The 18428-nt window shown below is 51.9% G+C and carries 18 protein-coding genes and 1 pseudogene; 13 read left to right on the forward strand and 6 right to left on the reverse strand.

Features of this window, described 5'->3' with window-relative positions; all coding sequences use genetic code 11:
* Window positions 1-9: 9 nt before the first annotated feature.
* Complete coding sequence (locus tag ACH50O_RS19755; RefSeq protein ID WP_446809462.1) at window positions 10-189, reverse strand: hypothetical protein; 180 nt, start codon at window positions 187-189, stop codon at window positions 10-12.
* A gap of 236 nt (window positions 190-425) precedes the next feature.
* Between ACH50O_RS19755 and vapC the strand changes: the two genes are divergently transcribed.
* The 3 genes from vapC to ACH50O_RS19770 all read left to right on the forward strand — a co-directional run bounded on the left by vapC (window position 426) and on the right by ACH50O_RS19770 (window position 2612).
* Entirely contained in the window at window positions 426-827 is a 402-nt protein-coding gene (gene vapC, locus ACH50O_RS19760; protein WP_446809463.1) for a type II toxin-antitoxin system tRNA(fMet)-specific endonuclease VapC, read from the forward strand.
* Between the two features lie 358 nt (window positions 828-1185).
* Window positions 1186-2124, forward strand: coding sequence for a hypothetical protein (locus ACH50O_RS19765; protein ID WP_446809464.1), 939 nt, complete (start codon window positions 1186-1188; stop codon window positions 2122-2124).
* On the forward strand, window positions 2121-2612 hold the full coding sequence (locus ACH50O_RS19770) for a hypothetical protein (protein WP_446809465.1): 492 nt from the start codon (window positions 2121-2123) through the stop codon (window positions 2610-2612). The genes ACH50O_RS19765 and ACH50O_RS19770 overlap by 4 nt, the downstream gene beginning before the upstream one ends.
* On the opposite strand, the gene ACH50O_RS19775 is transcribed toward ACH50O_RS19770, so the two are convergent.
* On the reverse strand, window positions 2596-3489 hold the full coding sequence (locus ACH50O_RS19775; RefSeq protein ID WP_446809466.1) for a LysR family transcriptional regulator: 894 nt from the start codon (window positions 3487-3489) through the stop codon (window positions 2596-2598). The genes ACH50O_RS19770 and ACH50O_RS19775 overlap by 17 nt on opposite strands.
* Window positions 3490-3596: 107 nt before the next feature.
* On the opposite strand from ACH50O_RS19775, the gene metE reads away from it, so the two are divergent.
* The 7 genes and pseudogenes from metE (at window position 3597) to ACH50O_RS19810 (ending at window position 11900) form a co-directional block, all read left to right on the forward strand.
* Window positions 3597-5891 carry a 5-methyltetrahydropteroyltriglutamate--homocysteine S-methyltransferase gene (metE, locus tag ACH50O_RS19780; protein WP_446809467.1) on the forward strand — a complete coding sequence of 765 codons (2295 nt, stop codon included), beginning with the start codon at window positions 3597-3599 and terminating at the stop codon, window positions 5889-5891.
* A gap of 29 nt (window positions 5892-5920) precedes the next feature.
* Window positions 5921-6709 carry a methylenetetrahydrofolate reductase gene (locus tag ACH50O_RS19785; protein ID WP_446809468.1) on the forward strand — a complete coding sequence of 263 codons (789 nt, stop codon included), beginning with the start codon at window positions 5921-5923 and terminating at the stop codon, window positions 6707-6709.
* Between the two features lie 374 nt (window positions 6710-7083).
* A complete protein-coding gene (locus tag ACH50O_RS19790) occupies window positions 7084-7650 on the forward strand; it encodes a YceI family protein (RefSeq protein ID WP_446809469.1) in 567 nt (188 codons plus the stop codon).
* A 234-nt stretch (window positions 7651-7884) separates the two neighbouring features.
* Entirely contained in the window at window positions 7885-9405 is a 1521-nt protein-coding gene (locus tag ACH50O_RS19795; RefSeq protein ID WP_446809470.1) for a fumarate hydratase, read from the forward strand.
* A 319-nt stretch (window positions 9406-9724) separates the two neighbouring features.
* Window positions 9725-10951 (forward strand): IS256 family transposase, encoded by a 1227-nt coding sequence (locus ACH50O_RS19800; RefSeq protein ID WP_446809007.1) that lies wholly within the window; start codon window positions 9725-9727, stop codon window positions 10949-10951.
* Window positions 10952-11062: 111 nt separating this feature from the next.
* Window positions 11063-11356, forward strand: a pseudogene (locus ACH50O_RS19805) (hypothetical protein); the annotation flags it as partial.
* A 37-nt stretch (window positions 11357-11393) separates the two neighbouring features.
* Window positions 11394-11900, forward strand: a complete 507-nt coding sequence (locus tag ACH50O_RS19810) for a nidogen-like domain-containing protein (protein ID WP_446809471.1) — start codon at window positions 11394-11396, stop codon at window positions 11898-11900.
* A 250-nt stretch (window positions 11901-12150) separates the two neighbouring features.
* Here ACH50O_RS19810 and ACH50O_RS19815 read toward each other — a convergent pair whose 3' ends face one another.
* Complete coding sequence (locus ACH50O_RS19815; RefSeq protein ID WP_446809472.1) at window positions 12151-12615, reverse strand: hypothetical protein; 465 nt, start codon at window positions 12613-12615, stop codon at window positions 12151-12153.
* A 432-nt stretch (window positions 12616-13047) separates the two neighbouring features.
* Here ACH50O_RS19815 and mutY point away from each other — a divergent pair, with 432 nt between their 5' ends.
* The 3 genes from mutY (at window position 13048) to ACH50O_RS19830 (ending at window position 15062) form a co-directional block, all read left to right on the forward strand.
* On the forward strand, window positions 13048-14115 hold the full coding sequence (gene mutY / locus ACH50O_RS19820) for an A/G-specific adenine glycosylase (protein WP_446809473.1): 1068 nt from the start codon (window positions 13048-13050) through the stop codon (window positions 14113-14115).
* Window positions 14099-14371 carry an oxidative damage protection protein gene (locus ACH50O_RS19825; protein WP_446809474.1) on the forward strand — a complete coding sequence of 91 codons (273 nt, stop codon included), beginning with the start codon at window positions 14099-14101 and terminating at the stop codon, window positions 14369-14371. Before mutY ends, ACH50O_RS19825 begins: the two co-directional genes overlap by 17 nt.
* 145 nt (window positions 14372-14516) lie before the next feature.
* Complete coding sequence (locus ACH50O_RS19830; protein WP_446809475.1) at window positions 14517-15062, forward strand: hypothetical protein; 546 nt, start codon at window positions 14517-14519, stop codon at window positions 15060-15062.
* A gap of 81 nt (window positions 15063-15143) precedes the next feature.
* On the opposite strand, the gene ACH50O_RS19835 is transcribed toward ACH50O_RS19830, so the two are convergent.
* The 3 genes from ACH50O_RS19835 to ACH50O_RS19845 all read right to left on the reverse strand — a co-directional run bounded on the left by ACH50O_RS19835 (window position 15144) and on the right by ACH50O_RS19845 (window position 18425).
* Complete coding sequence (locus tag ACH50O_RS19835) at window positions 15144-15590, reverse strand: hypothetical protein (RefSeq protein ID WP_446809476.1); 447 nt, start codon at window positions 15588-15590, stop codon at window positions 15144-15146.
* A 119-nt stretch (window positions 15591-15709) separates the two neighbouring features.
* The gene (gene lpdA, locus ACH50O_RS19840) at window positions 15710-17125 is read right to left on the reverse strand and encodes a dihydrolipoyl dehydrogenase (protein WP_446809477.1); all 1416 of its coding nucleotides are present in this window, start codon (window positions 17123-17125) and stop codon (window positions 15710-15712) included.
* A 10-nt stretch (window positions 17126-17135) separates the two neighbouring features.
* A complete protein-coding gene (locus ACH50O_RS19845) occupies window positions 17136-18425 on the reverse strand; it encodes a 2-oxo acid dehydrogenase subunit E2 (protein ID WP_446809478.1) in 1290 nt (429 codons plus the stop codon).
* Window positions 18426-18428: the final 3 nt, after the last annotated feature.

Consider the following 18428-nt stretch of genomic DNA (forward strand, 5'->3'; position numbering starts at 1 on the left):
CGATAGTCACTATATATTGTGTATTTTTTCATAAAAATCACCGTATGTAGTGCTAGGCAAACGATCCAGGTAGGCCGTCGCCAGCTCCAGACCTTCCGGATGGTTGGCGAAAGCCGCGTTGAAGGCTGGATTGACGTTATACGGACGCAGGGATATATTGCTTGTATATAGCAGTCTGGAGGCACCCATGGCGACCAGTACCGTATTTACCAACAACCGCAGTCAGGCCGTGCGTCTACCCGCCGACATGCGATTTCCCGACAGTGTCAAAAAGGTTGAGATTCGTGCCGTTGGGTAGGAGCGCATCATTGCCCCGGCGGACGCAGCTTGGGACAGTTTTTTTCTCGATGGCCCGAGCGTCAGCGACGATTTTCTAAACGGACGCCCTAGCCAGCAGCAAGGTGAGCGCGAGAGCTTTTAAGCGCATGCTGAAATATCTGCTCGACATCAACATCGTCATCTATGTGATTAAGCGGCGACCGATCGAGGTGTTGGCGACCTTCAACCGGCATCACGGCCGGATGGCGATTTCCGCCGTGACCTTGGCCGAATTGATCCACGGTGCCGAGAAAAGCCAATTCCCTGCCCGAAATCTTGCCACGGTAGAAGACTTTTGCAGCCGTTTGCAGGTATTGCCATACAACGATAGCGCCGCGCTGCATTACGGCGGCATACGCGCCGCGTTGGAGAAAATCGGCCAACCGATAGGCGTCAACGACCTGCACATCGCCGCCCATGCCTGCAGCCACGGATTGATAATGGTCAGCAACAACTTGCGGGAGTTCGAACGAGTGCCGGGATTGTTGATGGAGAATTGGTTGGGGTGAGAGGGGGAAGATGTCGCTGGCGCGACGGCTTGATTGAATGCCGGATGCCGCTTATTCCCTGCGCTCCGAAGGATTTGGCGAGGGTTTTCGGAAGGGCTGTCCTAGCCCTCCGAAAACGAGCGGCATCCCTGCCGCCCCCTCTCGGGCTAATCTTGCCAAATCCTTCGGTGCTCGGCGCGGCAAAACGGGAGAAAACCAGGCCGTGAAATTGGAAAGCGTCTAATATTTTCGAGGTTTTGTAGGGCGCATTAGCGATAGCGTCAGCGCCGAATGCTTGAAGGCCTATTACTGCCTTCAAAGCATACACTCCTTATGTTAGATAATTAAGATAACTTGATATAGCTGCCAAGGAGAGAACATGAAAAATACCGGCGATTTTCTGGTACTACGCTATTCCCTAGTGGAAGATGCGCAAACTAGCTTAGATGTCTCGCCGTTGCCCTCAACGAAAGGTGCTGCAATATTAGTTGCGCTGTATGGCGATCGCGAATTCGAACATCACAATGTTAAATACGCTTTTGTCGGTTTTGCGGAGGCAAAACCCACCGAGTTATATACCTTCCAAATAGGTAGATATTTCGTCGGCAAAGTAGCAAAGTTAAGAACCGCACATGTTGGTGAAAAAGTCCCCGGCGACATTATCGAACGTGAAGCAGATGACTGGATTCCCCTTGTGGCTGTATTTGACCTCCAGGAACAATACATATTCATACAACGGGATTGGAAGTTTGGGACCGAATCTCAAGTCACAAATGCACTTCAAGCCGGTATCCGCGAACCGGTTCTGGGAAAGTATAACTATCGAGTATTCATAGAAGCCAAAACCAAGACAGCAGAATTCTGGTCGGTGGTTCGATCTCATAGAAGAATATATCGATTAGAACTTAAGCTAATTTCACCGAATATTCTTCGTACCAACGAAAAAGCACGTGAAGCGCTGGAAGAGCTAAAAAAATTATATAGCCAAGATGAAATTTCCATGGTTCTTGAAAGTGAGTCAGGTAATTTGGAAATTCCTGAAGAGCCGATAGCCGACTATGTCGATTATGCTGCTGAAGGCGAAGGAAAATGGGTATTAGTTACCGAAGGCGACCGAGGAGGAAAAAAGAAACATACAAGCGAAAAGGCCGCTGTTTACGTGGAATTACCAATTCCGACTGAAGAAGAGATATATAACGAAGGTCAATTGGAATTGGAAACAGGTTTGCCAGCTCCTGGGCGAGAATTAAGTGATGCGGGGCTTATTGCTCAAGTAATTACCGAATCCGAGAATTTGGATCGTAATCACAGCCGATGATTAGATTCATATTGGTCTTTTTGTTAGCTTTCAGTTTAGCGTTGCTGATAACGTTTTATGTTAGCAGCTTAGCCCTGCCGATTTTCCAAGAATTACTATCGGTCATTGTCCCTCTGGCCGTAGTAACGGGCACCCTGTCTTATGCGCTATATTCCTATGTTGATGGTGTATTAAAAGATGTTTCGTCGGATGCGAAAGTAAAGGGGGTTGAAGGCTTTGGGGCGACAATTCAATCTCTGACCAGTTTAAAGAAAGAAATACTAGCAAACGCATTCGCTGTAATCGGGTTATTGCTAATCGAGCGTTTTTCGCACGGATTGTCGTTGATATTTCCTGTCAGCAAAGAGGAGCCTTTCAACTGGTTTTGGGCAATTGCTGTTTCGATGCGCGTGGCCTGTTTTGCCTCAAGTGTGGCAGTGGCGGCTGTGCAATGTCGTGGTTTTATTATCGCCAATGATTATAGGGCTGTGATCAGTCGTGCGAAATAGCCGCCCCACCCGCATGCTTCACCAACCAGCGTAAATACTCCAGCTCTGCATCCTCGTGCCGGCAAGCCAGGTACATGGTCTTGGCTATGGGTAGCCCGGTAAAGCGCAGGCCGGTCAGGCCGAGTTTGGCGGATTTGTCGGCCAGTAGCCATTCCGGCAGCAGGCAAACGCCGCGGCCGGCGGCGGCAAGTTGCAGCATGATGTCGGTTTCCTCGACTTGAATATGGGCGGCGGGTTCGATGCCGGCCGGTTGCAGTATTTTGCGGAACATGTCCAGCCGTTCGCGGGCCACCGGGTAGGTCAACACGGTTTCGCCGCGCAGATCGGCTGGTGTTATTTCCGCGCGGCCTGCCAGCGGATGGCTATCGGGCACGATCAACACCAGCTCGAAGTCGAATAGCGGCTGGTAGCTGAGCAGGCCGTTATCCACCGGGTCAGAGGTCAATACGGCGTCCAGCTTGTACTGGCGAATGGCCTCGAACGATTCGAAGCGGTAGCGCGAGGTGACTTCCACCGTCAAATCCGGCCAGGCCCGCAAATAGGGCTGCAGGATGTTGCGGAACCATTCGTAGCAAGCATGGCATTCGATGCCTATGGTCAACTTGCCGGTTTTGCCTGTCGCCAGTTGCGCCAGGTGATTTTCCGCCGAATCGACGGTGGCGATCACCGATTCGGCCACCTCGGACAAATAGCGCCCGGCTTGACTCAACACCAGCGAACGGCCTTGCTTATACCACAGCGTCACGCCCAGGCGTTGTTCCAGGTTTTTAATTTGATGCGACAACGCCGACTGAGTCAGATACAGGGTTTCGGCGGCGGCGCTCAGCGTGCCGTGGCGTTTTAACGCCAGCAGGATGCGCAAGTGGATCAATTCCATATCAATGAATATCTCTCATGATTCGATGAAGAATCATCGATTATCGTCACTCATCGACCTGTTTACAATGTTTCATGTGTCAAACATTCAACAGATGGTAGTTATTCATGACAAAAATTCACAATTTAGGCTTCCCCCGTATCGGCGCGAAGCGCGAGCTGAAATTTGCTTTAGAGTCGTACTGGAACGGCGAGTCCTCGCGTGACGAACTCAAGGCGCTCGGCAAGCAGTTGCGCCGGCGTCATTGGCAGGCGCAATCCGGATTGGATTGGGTACCGGTTGGCGACTTCGCTTTCTACGATCAGGTGCTGGACATGAGCTTTACGCTGGGTAATTTGCCCGAGCGGGTGCAGGGCTTCCATGGCGATGCGCTGGACAACTACTTCCGCGTCGCCCGCGGCCGTTCGGCGCAATCCGCGCCCGAAACGGCGCCGTGTTGTAGTGGGGTAGCTGCCGGTGAAATGACTAAATGGTTCGACACCAACTACCATTACATTGTGCCCGAGTTCACCGCCGCCACGGAATTCAAACTGGACGCGGCCCGCCTGCTGGAACAACTGGCGGAAGCCAAGGCGCAAGGCGTCGCCGCCAAGCCGGTGATCATCGGCCCGGTCACTTACTTATGGCTGGGCAAGGCCAAGGACGATTCGCACAAGCTGGAACTGTTGCCTAAGTTGCTGCCGATTTACGTCGAATTGCTGGAAACGCTGGCGGCGGCGGGCGTGGAATGGGTGCAGATCGATGAACCGATTCTCGTCACCGAACTCGATGCGGTCTGGCAAGATGCTTTTAATACGGCTTACCATCACTTGCGCGCCTGTCGCGTCAAACTGTTGCTGGCGACCTATTTCGGCCAACTGGCGGAAAACCGCAGTCTCGCCGCCAATATGCCGGTGGCCGGTTTGCATGTCGATGCCGTCAACGGCCGCAGCGATGTCCTGTTATTGCTGGGCATGCTGCCGGAACACATGACTCTGTCGCTGGGGGTAATCAATGGCCGCAACATCTGGAAAACCGACCTCAACGCCGTGCTGGATTGGCTGGAGCCGGTAGCGCGACAATTGGGTGAACGCCTATGGCTGGCACCGTCATGCTCGCTACTGCATGTGCCGGTGGATCTGGACAGCGAGCGGAAACTCGATGCCGAAATCAAATCCTGGCTGGCTTTTGCCAGGCAAAAACTCGCCGAGCTGCGCCTGTTGGGCATCGCACTGAACCAAGGACGCGCCGCGGTCAAAGCTGAATTGGATGCCAACCGTGCCGCCATCGAAACGCGCCGTGTTTCGGTGCGGGTCAATAATTCGGCGGTCAAGGCGGCCTTGGCCGGCATTACCCCGCAAATGGCTCAGCGCAAAAGTCCTTATGCGCAACGTGCCGTCAAACAAGCCGCCTTGCTGAACTTGCCCAAGTTTCCCACCACCACTATCGGGTCGTTCCCGCAAACGGCGGAAATTCGGCTGGCGCGCAGTCAATTCAAGTCCGGCAAACTGGATGAAGCCGGCTATAAAGCGATCATGCGCGCCGAAATCGCCCGTTGCGTACGCGAACAGGAGGTGCTCGGTTTGGACGTGTTGGTACATGGCGAAGCCGAGCGTAACGACATGGTGGAATATTTCGGCGAACAGCTAGCCGGCTACGCATTCAGCCAATCCGGTTGGGTGCAGTCTTACGGCTCGCGTTGCGTCAAGCCGCCCATCTTGTTTGGCGATATCAGTCGCCCGCGCCCGATGACCGTCGAATGGATCGGCTACGCCCAGTCGCTGACCGGCAAGCCGATGAAAGGCATGTTGACCGGGCCGGTGACGATTCTGAATTGGTCGTTCGTCCGCGACGACCAGCCGCGTTCGGTCACCTGCAAGCAACTGGCCTTGGCTATCCGCGAGGAAGTGCTGGATTTGGAAGGTGCCGGCATCGGCGTGATACAAATCGACGAAGCGGCCTTGCGCGAAGGTCTGCCGCTACGCCGATCGCAATGGCAAGCCTATCTGGATTGGGCCGTGGAATCGTTCCGTATCACGACGGGCGGCGTGGCGGACGAGACGCAGATTCACACGCACATGTGTTACTCCGAGTTCAACGACATCATTGCCGCCATCGCCGATATGGACGCCGACGCGATTACTATCGAGACCTCGCGTTCCGACATGGAGTTGCTGGATGCCTTCGAGCATTTCAACTACCCGAACGGGATAGGTCCTGGCGTGTACGACATCCATTCGCCGAATATCCCGAGCGAGCGGCATATCGTCGCGCTGATGCACAAGGCTGCCGAGCGTATTCCGGCCGAACGGTTGTGGGTCAACCCGGATTGCGGTCTAAAAACCCGCCAGTGGCCTGAGGTAATACCGGCGCTGACCCAAATGGTGGCCGCCGCCAAGACCTTACGCGCGACGTTGGGCTGACAGGCTAATAGCTAAATACTCGAGTACCGATGAACATTTCGTTTGAAATCGTCCCCAGAACGCTGGACACCTTTGAAAAGCAATATGCGTTTGTCCAGAGCCTGGATAGCGGCATCAATATCATCAACGTGCCGGATATTCAGCGTTTCGATATTCGCAGCTGGGAACTTGCGACACGCATTGATCGGCGTAAATACCGCTTTGTTCCTCATTTTCGCGCCATCGATTTTAAAATCGATGGCGGCGAGTTGTATCGTATCATCGAGCAATACCAGCTGGATAACGTATTGCTGGTGACCGGCGATCCGCCGGAAGGTTTGAAACGCAGCTATTGCAATACCGATGTGGTCGATTTGATCCGGGCGGTACGTCGGCGTTTCCCGGCGCTGAACATCTATGCCGGATTCGACCCGCACCGGCATGGTTTGCAGCACGAATGCCATTATATTCAGCGCAAGGCCGATGCCGGCGCCGACGGCTTTTTCTCGCAACCGTTCTACGATCACCGTTTGGTGGAACTATTTGCCGAACATATGGATGGTCTGGAAACCTATATCGGTATCAGTCCGGTGCTTACGTTGGCCTCGCAAAATTATTGGGAAGTGAAAAATCACGTCAAATTTCCAAAACATTTCAAACCCGATTACGACTGGAACGTCGAATTCGCCAATAAGGTCATAGCCTCGGCGCTTGAAAATGACTGGAATGTTTATTTCATGCCGATCAAAGTGGACTTAAAGAAATATTTTGAGCGGATAAATTTGGGGCAAGTGGTACGGCAAGACTATTGCCTGGACCAGCTTGAGCAATTTGTTTGATGCTATTTCGAGCATGAGTAACACGTGGATTTCGGCTATACCGTTCGTGTCCCCGGCGGCGCGCCGGACTTTTTTGCGAACTTTCTGGAACGAGAGTGCCGCCCCGGTCAGTAGCCATTTAAGGGCAGCACGCCATGGCTTTAGCAGTCCCGCGCCGAATTCCCGGCAAATACGTGCCTCGGGCCACCAGGCAAAATCGTAGCCGGTAGATATGGCTTGTATGGATTTTGCCAGGCTGGCTGATGGCAGCGTAGTTTATAGGCAGTACGTGTTTTAGACGCCATAACGCACAAGAGTCGTTACATTGTGTGGCCTACGCCGGATAATAAGCTTGTATTTTTATCCGATTCTCCACTAACCCTAGGAGCTTTACCATGAAACGTATTACGCTTTTATTTTTAGCCGCAAGCTTTTCGACCGTAGCGCTGGCAGTTCCGGAAACTTATATTATCGACGGCACCCATACCTTACCGCGATTTTCTTACAGTCATTTTGGTTATTCCAACCAACTAAGCCGCTTTGATAAAACCACCGGCAAAATCGTGCTGGATCGCCAAGCGAAAACCGGTTCCGTGGACGTCACGGTGGACGCCACTTCCGTCGACACCGGCTACCCGCTTTTCAATGAGCATATTCAAGGTGAAGATTTCCTGGATACCGCCAAGTACCCCACCGTTACGTTCATATCCAACAAGCTGAAATTCGATGGTGAGACCTTGGTGGCGGTAGATGGCACCTTGACGCTGAAAGGCATTAGCAAGCCGGTGACATTGACCGTAACTTCGTTCCAATGCATGCCGCACCCGATACTTAAGAAAGACGCTTGCGGCGCTAACGCCACCACGGTCGTAAAACGTACTGAATTCAATATGGGCAAATACGCGCCGCACGTAGGCGATGATGTCACTATTACCATTCCGGTCGAAGCCGCAAAAGAGTAAGCAAGCGAAGCATACGCTGGCGGGATATTCCACCAGCGTATGCCGCGCGGTTAACGCAGTTTGCCATCGACTAAGCTTGAGGTGGAGGCGCTTTCTTTGAAGGCTTCTCCGCTTTTGCGGGATTAAGTGCAAACGTCATCTTCTTCTGGCAAGGGCTGGGCAAGTCTGAAAATACTCAACCGGCGGGCACTTCGTGGTAAATTTTGATTTGTTTCTCAAGCCTTAGATTCCGCCATGACCACCATCCGCCAAGACGATTTCATCCAAAGCATCGCCGATGCCTTGCAATACATTTCCTACTATCATCCGCAGGATTTCATCCGGGCCTTGTATGCGGCTTACCAAAAAGAGCAAAGCCCGGCCGCCAAGGACGCGATGGCGCAGATTCTGATTAATTCCAGAATGTGCGCGGAAGGCCGGCGGCCGATTTGTCAGGATACCGGTATTGTCACCGTATTTCTGAAGATTGGCATGGATGTGCGCTGGGACGCCAAGCTCGGCGTCGGCGAAATGGTCAACGAAGGTGTGCGCCGGGCTTATCTGCATCCGGACAACGTGCTGCGCGCTTCGATTTTGTCCGATCCGGCCGGCAAGCGCATCAACACCAAGGACAATACGCCGGCGGTGATCCATATGGAACTGGTGCCGGGCGACAAAGTGGACGTGGAAGTGGCGGCGAAGGGCGGAGGTTCGGAAGCTAAATCTAAGTTTGTCATGCTCAATCCGGCCGACAGCATCGTCGATTGGGTGATGAAAACCGTGCCGACCATGGGTGCCGGCTGGTGCCCGCCCGGCATCCTCGGCATCGGCATCGGCGGCACCGCCGAAAAAGCCATGATTTTGGCTAAACAGGCCTGTATGGGTTCTATCGATATTCAGGATTTGATCGCGCGGGGCCCAAGCAATGCGCTGGAAGAATTGCGGCTGGAGTTGTACGACAAGGTCAACGCGCTAGGCATCGGTGCCCAGGGTCTGGGCGGCTTGACCACGGTGCTGGATATAAAAATTCTGGATTACCCTACCCACGCCGCCAATAAGCCGGTGGCGATGATCCCCAACTGCGCCGCCACCCGTCACGCGCATTTTGTATTGGATGGTTCAGGTCCGGCCTTATTGACGCCGCCCAAACTGTCCGACTGGCCGGAAATTACCCAATCCGCCGGCAGTGCCCGCCGCGTCAATATCGACGGCCTAAGCAAGCAAGACGTTGCCGACTGGAAGCCTGGCGAAACCTTGTTGCTCAGCGGCACGCTGCTCACCGGCCGCGACGCCGCCCACAAGCGTATCGTTGATCTTTTGAACAAGGGCGAACCCTTGCCGGATGGTGTGGACTTAAAAGACAAATTTATCTATTACGTCGGTCCGGTCGATGCCGTGCGCGACGAGGTTGTCGGCCCAGCCGGACCCACCACCGCGACCCGTATGGACAGCTTTACCGATACCGTGCTGGAAAAAACAGGTCTGTTGGGCATGATCGGCAAATCCGAGCGTGGCCCGATAGCGATAGATGCCATCGCCAAGCATAAAGCGGTGTATCTGATTGCGGTTGGCGGCGCGGCGTATTTAGTGTCCAAAGCCATCAAGCAGGCCCGCATCGTCGCGTTCCCTGAACTCGGTATGGAAGCGATACACGAGTTTGTCGTGGAGGATATGCCGGTAACAGTGGCGGTGGATAGTCGCGGGGAGTCGATACACAATACAGCACCGAAGTTGTGGCAGAGTAAGATAGGGAAGATTCCGGTAGTACTGGAATGAAGCCAGTGGCCTTTTGGCGAAGCTGATTTTTCCAAAATGATGCTTTGCTTTTAGCTCAAAGGCATAGCGAAAGGATGTTGGGAGAGTTAGTTCATCGCCGTAGGCGGGAGCGCTTGAACTGCGAACCTTTAACCACACAGATCTTTTAATAGCCCTAAGGTTTGCCGCCAAATAGAGCGCTGCGATCAAGCTGTCGGGAAAATTTACATTTTACCCGGCTAGCCGTTTGCTGAGCTTTGCAGGTAATTGAAAGAGGGTGTAAGAATTTTTGTGTAAACGGTCATTAGGCAGGAAACTGCCCTTACTTTGAGGAGTAACTATGACCTTACCCAAATCGATCCCAACCGACCTAATCGATACCTTATTGTCCGGCTATCAAAAACCGGAAGACCTGCTGGGCGAAAATGGCCTGCTGAAACAACTCACCAAGGCGCTGGTGGAGCGGGCTTTAGAAGCTGAAATGACCGAACATCTGGGGCATGGCAAGCATGAGTCTGTCAGTAATGCTACGGGGAATACGCGCAACGGCAAAAGCCGTAAAACGCTGAAAGGTGATTTTGGCGCATTGCCGATTGAGATTCCACGTGATCGTCATGGTCAGTTCGAGCCGCAAATCATTGGCAAACACCAATCCCGTTGGACGGGCTTTGACGACAAGATTATTTCGCTTTATGCCCGAGGGCTGACGGTCAGGGAAATCCAGAGCCATCTGGAAGAGCTGTATGGCACTGAAGTGTCGTCTAGCTTGATTTCCTCAGTGACGGACGCCGTGATTGAGGAAGTGAAAGCCTGGCAAACGCGACCGCTCGACCCGGTTTACCCCATCGTTTATCTCGATTGCATCCACGTCAAAGTGCGCGATACCGGTGCGGTGCGGGTCAAGGCCGTTTATCTGGCGATTGGAATTAACCTAAGCGGGGAAAAGGAAGTGCTGGGCTTATGGATTGCCCAAACCGAAGGTGCCAAGTTCTGGTTACAGGTGGTGACAGACCTGAAAAATCGCGGCGTCCAAGACATCTTCATCGCCTGTGTCGATGGCTTGAAAGGCTTTCCCGAAGCGATTGAAACCGTCTATCCACACACAGCCGTTCAACTGTGCATCGTGCATTTGGTCCGCAACAGCCTCAACTATGTCGGCTGGAAAATGCGCAAACAGATCGCCGCCGATCTCAAGCAGATTTACCAGTCAGCCACCGTCGCCAAGGCGGAGCAGAAGCTGGCTGAGTTCGAGGTGCAGTGGAACGAGGCCTACCCTCCCATTGCCCAAATTTGGCGACGTCATTGGGATCGGATCATCCCCTTTTTCGACTATCCGCCGGAGATACGCCGCATCATTTACACCACCAATGCCATTGAGTCGGTCAACATGAGTTTGCGGAAAATCACCAAGAATCGCGGTTCATTTCCCAGTGATGAAGCCTTGTCGAAATTGTTCTATTTGGCCCTGATGAATATCAGTAAAAAATGGACCATGCCTTTGCATGACTGGAAAGCCGCGTTGAATCGGTTTAGCATTCAGTTTGAAGACAGGATGCCCAATCGATAATTAAATCCCGTTTACACAAAATTCAGGACACCCTCAATTGAAATATAATATTTTTTAATATGGCATTAGAAATGCTTTGCAAATCGTTCATTTTTGCAAAGAGGACTATCAATGAAAAATATTTCAGTGCTTACTACTAAGTCGAACACAGTCGCCAAATCCATCGCTGCGGCATTGTTTATATTTTCAATTGCTTCGCCAACAGCCTATGCGGGCGCTATCCGAGATTCGTCTTTATTCACAGCCAATACGCTTCCGGCTAACGACGACGATTCCAGCGATTTGGTAGATTTGGGGTTCACTATCAATTTCTATGGGACGAACTTTAGTCAGACATACGTCAACAATAACGGTAATATCACGTTCGATTCGTCTCAAACTGAATACACCCCCTACGATTTGAGTACAACGAATCGGCAGATTTTGGCGCCGTTTTTTGCGGATGTTGATACTCGGGGCTGCAGGCAGTCAACTTGTTCAATATGGTCAAGCGGTCATCGGCGGGCGAAACACCTTTGGCGTAAATTGGATAGATGTCGGTTACTTCGATCATCAAGACGACAAATTAAACAGATTTCAACTAATCATCACCGACCGGTCCGATGTGTTGGCTGGAGACTTTGATTTTGAATTCAACTACGATCAAATATTGTGGGAAACCGGCAGCGCCAGCGACGGAGTTAATGGGTTTGGCGGCGATTCAGCTAGGGTTGGATGGTCGAACGGTGCTGCGAACACCTTTGAGTTAAGCGGTTCGGCAGTTGACGGCGCATTTTTGAACGGCGGTATCAGTAGTTTGATTGCGAATTCATTGAACTCCGGAGTAGCCGGAAGATATGTATTTCAAGTAAGAAATGGCGAAGTGGTGACAGTGCCGGTACCCGCTGGTTTGCCGTTATTTTTGAGCGGTTTGGCTATTTTGGGCTGGCGCGGCAGAAAGCAGGGCTGAGGAGTTTCAACCTTGGTGCCGTCAATTTTGTTAGCTGAATCAACTCGCGTTTAGCTGTTCGATTTTCTGCATTTTAGGGGGTTATCAAAACGCGTGGCTAAGATTTATTACCTTTAGTCATGCTCCGAGACATTCGGAGCGTTACCTTGTAGATTGTTGGCGCCATCTGACGCGAATGGTCTAGTTCGCCGAGATGTGGCTGCCGATCTACCGGGTTGCTCTTAGTAGTGGGGTTGACTCTCTACGCCTTTTAGAGATCATAAATATCATTCCGTGCCTTGCGGCTGAGGTGGTAGATATTTTCGGTGTCGAATACATTTTTGTAAGTGCTGGCAGTGTCGACATGCTTTATATTGCAACGGCGCTCTCCTCTGCGTTTTTCAAGTATGTCAGCAGGAACCGGTTTTTGAGCTAAGCGCCTGTCGTTTTTACTTGAGCGAATAAAGTATTCTCTGACCTCGACGATTTTATTTTTGAAGCGTTTACCATGCAGTTTTCTGATAACGCGTTTTCCGGCTTTTTCATCGTCAATAAATACTCGGCCATGAAAAGATAGAACGTTTGTCTTTATGTTCTTAAGGCAAAAAATATCGGTTTTTAGAATATTGCCAAGTTTGATAGGAATTAACAGGCAAAACTTAAGCGCGGAGTCTACAAAGTCCCCCAACTCGCTTTCTTTTGTGATCGATGGGATATTCTTAATAATTAATATCATAAGCCACTTCAGTCATATTGGATTGCATGGCAACCCCGTTGCAGCAGTAGCGCCTGCGAGAGCTTTGTGATTGTCCGGCTCTTAAGGCGGTCTCTGCGCAATTAATTCGATCATCGCAAAATCAGGTCCGAAACGCATAAACAGCAACATACCGGATTTTCGCCTGAACGTAAGATAACCGGTTCGATCAATCGTTCCCCAGTTAACCGGATAGCGGCATCTAGCCGATTTACTTTAGATGCCCAAAACATAGTCCCAGTTTCGGAGAAAAGCAACCGTAGAGCTTAATATTGGCGATTTTTTTTTCGTGAAAAATCGGCAAAATCCCGCGTTACCATCAGGCGCGCTTAGCATAAGTGCCGAAGATATTGAGCGTTGCGAATCTATTGAAACAACGTTTACCATTGACTGCTTCGCTCGCCGTTTACTTCTATGTCTCCCGAACAATTCCAAACACAACTTCTGGCGTGGTTCGACCAACACGGCCGTAAGGATTTGCCCTGGCAACAAGATATCAGTCCCTATCGGGTATGGGTGTCGGAGATTATGTTGCAACAGACTCAGGTGGTCAGCGTGATTGGCTATTTCAATCGCTTCATGGCTCGCTTCCCGACGGTAGAAAGTCTGGCTGCGGCGGAACTGGATGAAGTCTTGCTATACTGGTCCGGGCTCGGCTATTACGCACGGGCCAGAAATCTACACAAAACCGCGCAACTGCTCGCCGCTAACCAAGGCCGGTTTCCGCAAACCGTCGAAGACTTGAGCGCATTGCCGGGCATTGGCCGCTCTACCGCCGGAGCGATACTCAGCATAGCCTGCGGGCAAAGCCAGCCCATCCTGGATGGTAATGTTAAACGGGTGTTGGCACGGTTTCATGCCGTGCATGGTTGGCCCGGCGATAATAAAGTCGCGGCCGAACTATGGCAAATCAGCCGGCAGTACACGCCGCAGCAACGCACTGGGGATTACACTCAGGCGATGATGGACTTGGGTGCAACACTTTGCACGCGCAGTAAACCGCAGTGTGAAATATGCCCGATTGCCGTTGTTTGCCGGGCTAGCCTACTAGGCTTAGAAAAAACACTGCCGGAATCCAAGCCCCGCAAGGTTTTGCCGGTCAAACAACTGTATTTTTTGCTGCTATTGGATAAGCAAAACCGGATATTACTCGAGAAGCGGCCGCCGACCGGTATTTGGGGAGGACTCTGGAGTTTGCCGGAGTTTGCCGATAGGGAGGCTCTGCAAGACTGGTGCATGCAATACAATTACCTAATTGACGCGGCGCAAACCTTGCCCAGTCAACGGCACAGTTTTTCGCATTATCATCTGGATTACATTCCGTTACTGGCGAGATTGGAAAACCCCATAAACAATGTGATGGAAGGCGAGCGGGCGGTTTGGTATAAAACCGCCGAGATTAATACTTTAGGTTTGCCGACACCGATCGGGCGTCTGCTGCAGCAACATTTCACAGAGGATCACAATGACGAGAATGATTAAGTGCGTAAAACTGGGCATCGAAGCGGAAGGACTGGACTCACCGCCGTTTCCGGGTGTCAACGGCCAACGCATTTTCGAACATGTATCGAAGCAGGCATGGAAGGACTGGTTGGCGATGCAGACCATGATTATTAACGAACAGAGATTGTCCAGTTTCGATCCTGCAGCGAAAAAAATATTGGAAACCGAGCGCGAGAAATTTTTGTTTGCGGGCGGGTTCGAATTGCCTGAGGGCTATGTGCCGAAGAAGGAATAGTCGCTTTAGGGATGGGCTTTAGATGTTTGCCGCTCGGGCGTTTTTGTATAGGTTTTGTTCGCATTAAATCCGTGCAAAAATTTGACAAAACTGCTTGAGCTGGAAAACTTCGGGTAGATATTAATAATCCAGCCTGGAGAAAATTATGCAAACCATCGTAGCACCTCAAATACAAACCCTGCGTGCGACGCTCGGTGACCAAGCCGTAATTGGCAAGATAGTCGATGTATTTTACGGCAAGATGCTGGACGACTATCGTGTTAACCGCTTCTTTTTCACGCGGCCGGCGGCGGAACAGGCCAACGCGCTGAAGGCTTATTTAAATCTTTACTTTAATAGCTTCAACGGGGCGGATGAGAAAGTTCTAGAGGCTTTGGACCAGTATTTTACGACAGCGTTTGCACGCACCAATGCCAAACCGAGCTTAGTAACAGGCAGCGACTTTGCGTTTCTGTTGGACATAATCGGCGGTCAGGAGATAAGAACCATCACCTTGTTATCGCCGGCTCATTCGTTTTTGATCAAACTCGGCCCGGACGACTTTCATTACGATATTGTGATGGAGCATTTGGCGGACACCCTAAAGCAATTAAATATCGCCGATGATTTGGCTTATCAAATGCTAGCTTTGGCCGAAAAAGGCAGAGATGGTCTCCTGGCGAGAGGGGTGGAGGTTAAAAAGGCGGCTTGAAGTTTGATATATTTCAAGAAGAACTCGCTTAGGCATGGCAGTAAATAAAGTCATGCCTAAGGCCGAGCAGGTTTGTTGGCGCTAACTGTCGTCCTTGATCATACCGCTAAGAAAGTCGGTAAAACTTTGTATGGCCAATCCGGCGCCAACTGTAGCGGCCATATTGCCGATAAGCTTACTTGCGATTTGCAAAAACTTCTCCAACAGTTTGTGACCGCCGATAATTTCTATGCCGTACAGCAAAAACTCCTCGGCGAAATGATTGACCACTTTCAGCTTTGAATTAAGTTGCGTCCCCAATAAGCCGTGAGCCAACAAGGTGTTGGTGTCGGCCCTCTGCAAAGCATCTTTCAAGGCAGAAAAATGCGGATTTAGCTCCGCCCAGGATTTTTTATAGTCGTCGCGAAATTTGGGCTGAAAATATTCGCCGTTTTCCAGGACTTTTTCCAAAAACGCTTGCAGGGTGTCAACGAAATGCAGCAACCGCTTCCTATCGTCTTCGCCAGTCCCGAATACAAATTTTTCCATGTGTTTTCCTGATATTAATGCGTTTTACACTGCTAGTTAGGACTTACAGGTAGAGCCGTTGCTTAGGCGGGAGTGAGTAATTATCCTCCCGTTATCAATGCTAAAAATTTCAGCCGGCTTTATTTCTTCACATAAAGGTCTGTAATCGTCCCTTCTATCATCTCCGCCGCGAAAGCAAAGGTTTCAGATAAGGTTGGATGCGGATGTATGCTCAGGCTGATGTCGGTGGCGTCCGCCCCCATTTCCAAAGCCAGCACCGCTTCGGCAACCAGTTCCCCGGCGCCAGGCCCGGTAAATCCGGCTCCAAGAATGCGGCCCGTGGTTTTGTCGGTGAGAATCTTGGTAATACCTTCGCTACGGCCCAATGCTAATGACCGGCCGCTGGCGGCCCAAGGGAATACGGCTTTGTCGAATTCCACGCCCTGTTGCTGAGCTTGGGTTTCTGTCAGCCCCATCCATGCTACTTCCGGATCGGTATACGCTACCGATGGAATGGTGAGCGCATCGAAACCGGCTTTGTGGCCGGCAATCACTTCAGCGGCGATTTTGCCTTCATGTGTGGCTTTGTGGGCCAGCATCGGATTGCCGACGATGTCGCCGATTGCGAAAATATTGCTGACATTGGTGCGGCCTTGCTTATCCACTGGAATAAAGCCACGTTCATCGACATTCACACCGGCCTTGTCGGCATCGATCAATTTGCCGTTGGGTCGGCGGCCGACCGCAACCAATACAGCGTCGAACACTTCAGATTCCGGCGCGCCCTTGCCTTCCATCGTGACTTTGATGCCGGTATCGGTAGCTTCCATCGCCTTCACGCTGGTTTGCAACCACAGGTTTTCATACTGCTTTTTGATCTTGCGCTGCAAGGGGGTAACCAAGTCTTTGTCGCAGCCGGGGATAATCTGATCCATCAATTCCACGACGCTGATTTTCGAACCCAGCGCGTGATACACCGTGGCCATTTCCAGGCCAATGATACCGCCACCGACGATCAATAATTTTTCCGGTACCGATTTCAATTCCAGCGCATCGGTCGAGTCCCAAACGCGCGGATCGTCGTGCGGAAAGCTGGGGATTTTGGTCGGCTGCGAGCCGGCGGCGATGATCGCGTTATCAAAAGTGACTGTTTGTGTGCCGGATTCGCCGGTTACGGTCAAGCTGTTGGCCGTGGCAAATTTACCTACGCCATTGATCACCGTCACTTTGCGTTGCTTGGCTAATTTGCCCAGGCCTTGATTCAGACTTTGGCTGACGCTTTGCTTCCAGGCTCGGATTTGGTCCAGATCGATGTTAGGCTTGCCGAAACTGACACCATGTTCCGCCATGGCTTCCGCTTCGTGAATCACTTGCGCAGTATGCAGCAAGGCTTTGGACGGAATACAACCCACATTCAAACAAACCCCACCCAATACCGGGTAACGCTCAACCAATACCACTTGCTTGCCCAAGTCAGCGGCGCGGAACGCCGCGGTATAGCCGCCGGGGCCGCCGCCGAGTACCAATACTTCAGAATGCGTGACAGAATCGCTCATATCCCTACTCCTACAATAACAGCCGGCGAATGTCGCCCAGATAAGATTTCAATGCTTCCATAAAACGTGCGCCTTCGGCACCGTCTATGACGCGATGGTCGTAAGTAATATCCAGCGGCAACATCAATTTCGGTTCGAACGTCGAGCCGTTCCAGACCGGCTGCACTTTGGAGCGAGTCACACCCAAAATCGCCACTTCCGGTGCGTTGACGATGGGCGTAAATGCGGTGCCGCCGATGCCGCCCAGGCTAGAGATGGTCATGCAACCGCCCTGCATGTCGGCCGGTTTCAATTTGCCGGTTCTGGCCAATTCGCTTTTCTCGGCCAGTTCGTTTGACAGTTGGAAAATGCCTTTTTTGTCCACATCGCGAATCACCGGTACCACTAGGCCGTTTGGCGTATCGACGGCAATACCGATGTGGTAGTAACGTTTGAAAATCAGTTTTTCACCGTCCGGAGACAGAGAGCTGTTGAAGGACGGGTATTTTTGCATCGCTGCTACCAGCGCCTTCATGATGAAGATTAGACCTGTGACCTTGACCGCATCTTTTGCCAAACCGGCGTTTACCGACTTACGGAAATCTTCCATCGCATCGATGGCGACTTCGTCGTGATACGTCACCAGCGGTAGGTTTAGCCAGACGCGCGTCAGGTTTTGACCGGTAAGACGCTTGATTTTGCTCAGCGGCTTTTCTTCGATTTCGCCGAACTGGGTGAAATCGACGGCTGGAATTGATGGTATGCCTGCGCCACCGCTGGTTGAACCGCCCGATGCCATGACCTGTTTGACGAAGTTTTTTACATCGTCCTGCAGGATGCGGCCCTTACGGCCGCTGCCGGTTTGGATCTTGCTCAGGTCGACACCCAATTCGCGGGCAAAGAGTCTGACGCTGGGTGTGGCATGCGCTTTAAAACCTTCACTGCTAACCGCGACCGGTGCGGCGGGAATTACTGCAGGTTTGGCGGGTTCGACTTTTGGCGCTTCCGCAACCTGAGCCGGGGCAGGTTCAACTGGGGCGGTAACTGCCGCAGGTGCCGGTTCGGCGGGAGCGGCGCTGGCTTCGCCTACTTCAAGCGTGGCGATCAGGGTGCCTTCGGAGACTTTATCGCCCGGTTTGATGTGTACGGTTTTGATGGTGCCGGCCGCACTGGACGGTAAATCCATCGTCGCTTTATCCGTTTCCATCACGGCCAGGGTTTGCTCTACCGCGACCACATCGCCGGGCTGGATCAGCACTTCGACGATGTCGATTTCAGGGACATTGCCGACGTCGGGGACTTTGATTTCAATTACACTCATTGC

Source organism: Methylomonas sp. 2BW1-5-20, from assembly GCF_052474515.1.

What these genes read in the sequence shown, in the direction of transcription:
- ACH50O_RS19755 (WP_446809462.1), bottom strand. Translation starts at nt 189, where the DNA reads ATGGGTGCCTCCAGACTGCTATATACAAGCAATATATCCCTGCGTCCG.
- vapC (WP_446809463.1), top strand. Translation starts at nt 426, where the DNA reads ATGCTGAAATATCTGCTCGACATCAACATCGTCATCTATGTGATTAAG.
- ACH50O_RS19765 (WP_446809464.1), top strand. Translation starts at nt 1,186, where the DNA reads ATGAAAAATACCGGCGATTTTCTGGTACTACGCTATTCCCTAGTGGAA.
- ACH50O_RS19770 (WP_446809465.1), top strand. Translation starts at nt 2,121, where the DNA reads ATGATTAGATTCATATTGGTCTTTTTGTTAGCTTTCAGTTTAGCGTTG.
- ACH50O_RS19775 (WP_446809466.1), bottom strand. Translation starts at nt 3,489, where the DNA reads ATGGAATTGATCCACTTGCGCATCCTGCTGGCGTTAAAACGCCACGGC.
- metE (WP_446809467.1), top strand. Translation starts at nt 3,597, where the DNA reads ATGACAAAAATTCACAATTTAGGCTTCCCCCGTATCGGCGCGAAGCGC.
- ACH50O_RS19785 (WP_446809468.1), top strand. Translation starts at nt 5,921, where the DNA reads ATGAACATTTCGTTTGAAATCGTCCCCAGAACGCTGGACACCTTTGAA.
- ACH50O_RS19790 (WP_446809469.1), top strand. Translation starts at nt 7,084, where the DNA reads ATGAAACGTATTACGCTTTTATTTTTAGCCGCAAGCTTTTCGACCGTA.
- ACH50O_RS19795 (WP_446809470.1), top strand. Translation starts at nt 7,885, where the DNA reads ATGACCACCATCCGCCAAGACGATTTCATCCAAAGCATCGCCGATGCC.
- ACH50O_RS19800 (WP_446809007.1), top strand. Translation starts at nt 9,725, where the DNA reads ATGACCTTACCCAAATCGATCCCAACCGACCTAATCGATACCTTATTG.
- ACH50O_RS19810 (WP_446809471.1), top strand. Translation starts at nt 11,394, where the DNA reads ATGTTGATACTCGGGGCTGCAGGCAGTCAACTTGTTCAATATGGTCAA.
- ACH50O_RS19815 (WP_446809472.1), bottom strand. Translation starts at nt 12,615, where the DNA reads ATGATATTAATTATTAAGAATATCCCATCGATCACAAAAGAAAGCGAG.
- mutY (WP_446809473.1), top strand. Translation starts at nt 13,048, where the DNA reads ATGTCTCCCGAACAATTCCAAACACAACTTCTGGCGTGGTTCGACCAA.
- ACH50O_RS19825 (WP_446809474.1), top strand. Translation starts at nt 14,099, where the DNA reads ATGACGAGAATGATTAAGTGCGTAAAACTGGGCATCGAAGCGGAAGGA.
- ACH50O_RS19830 (WP_446809475.1), top strand. Translation starts at nt 14,517, where the DNA reads ATGCAAACCATCGTAGCACCTCAAATACAAACCCTGCGTGCGACGCTC.
- ACH50O_RS19835 (WP_446809476.1), bottom strand. Translation starts at nt 15,590, where the DNA reads ATGGAAAAATTTGTATTCGGGACTGGCGAAGACGATAGGAAGCGGTTG.
- lpdA (WP_446809477.1), bottom strand. Translation starts at nt 17,125, where the DNA reads ATGAGCGATTCTGTCACGCATTCTGAAGTATTGGTACTCGGCGGCGGC.
- ACH50O_RS19845 (WP_446809478.1), bottom strand. Translation starts at nt 18,425, where the DNA reads ATGAGTGTAATTGAAATCAAAGTCCCCGACGTCGGCAATGTCCCTGAA.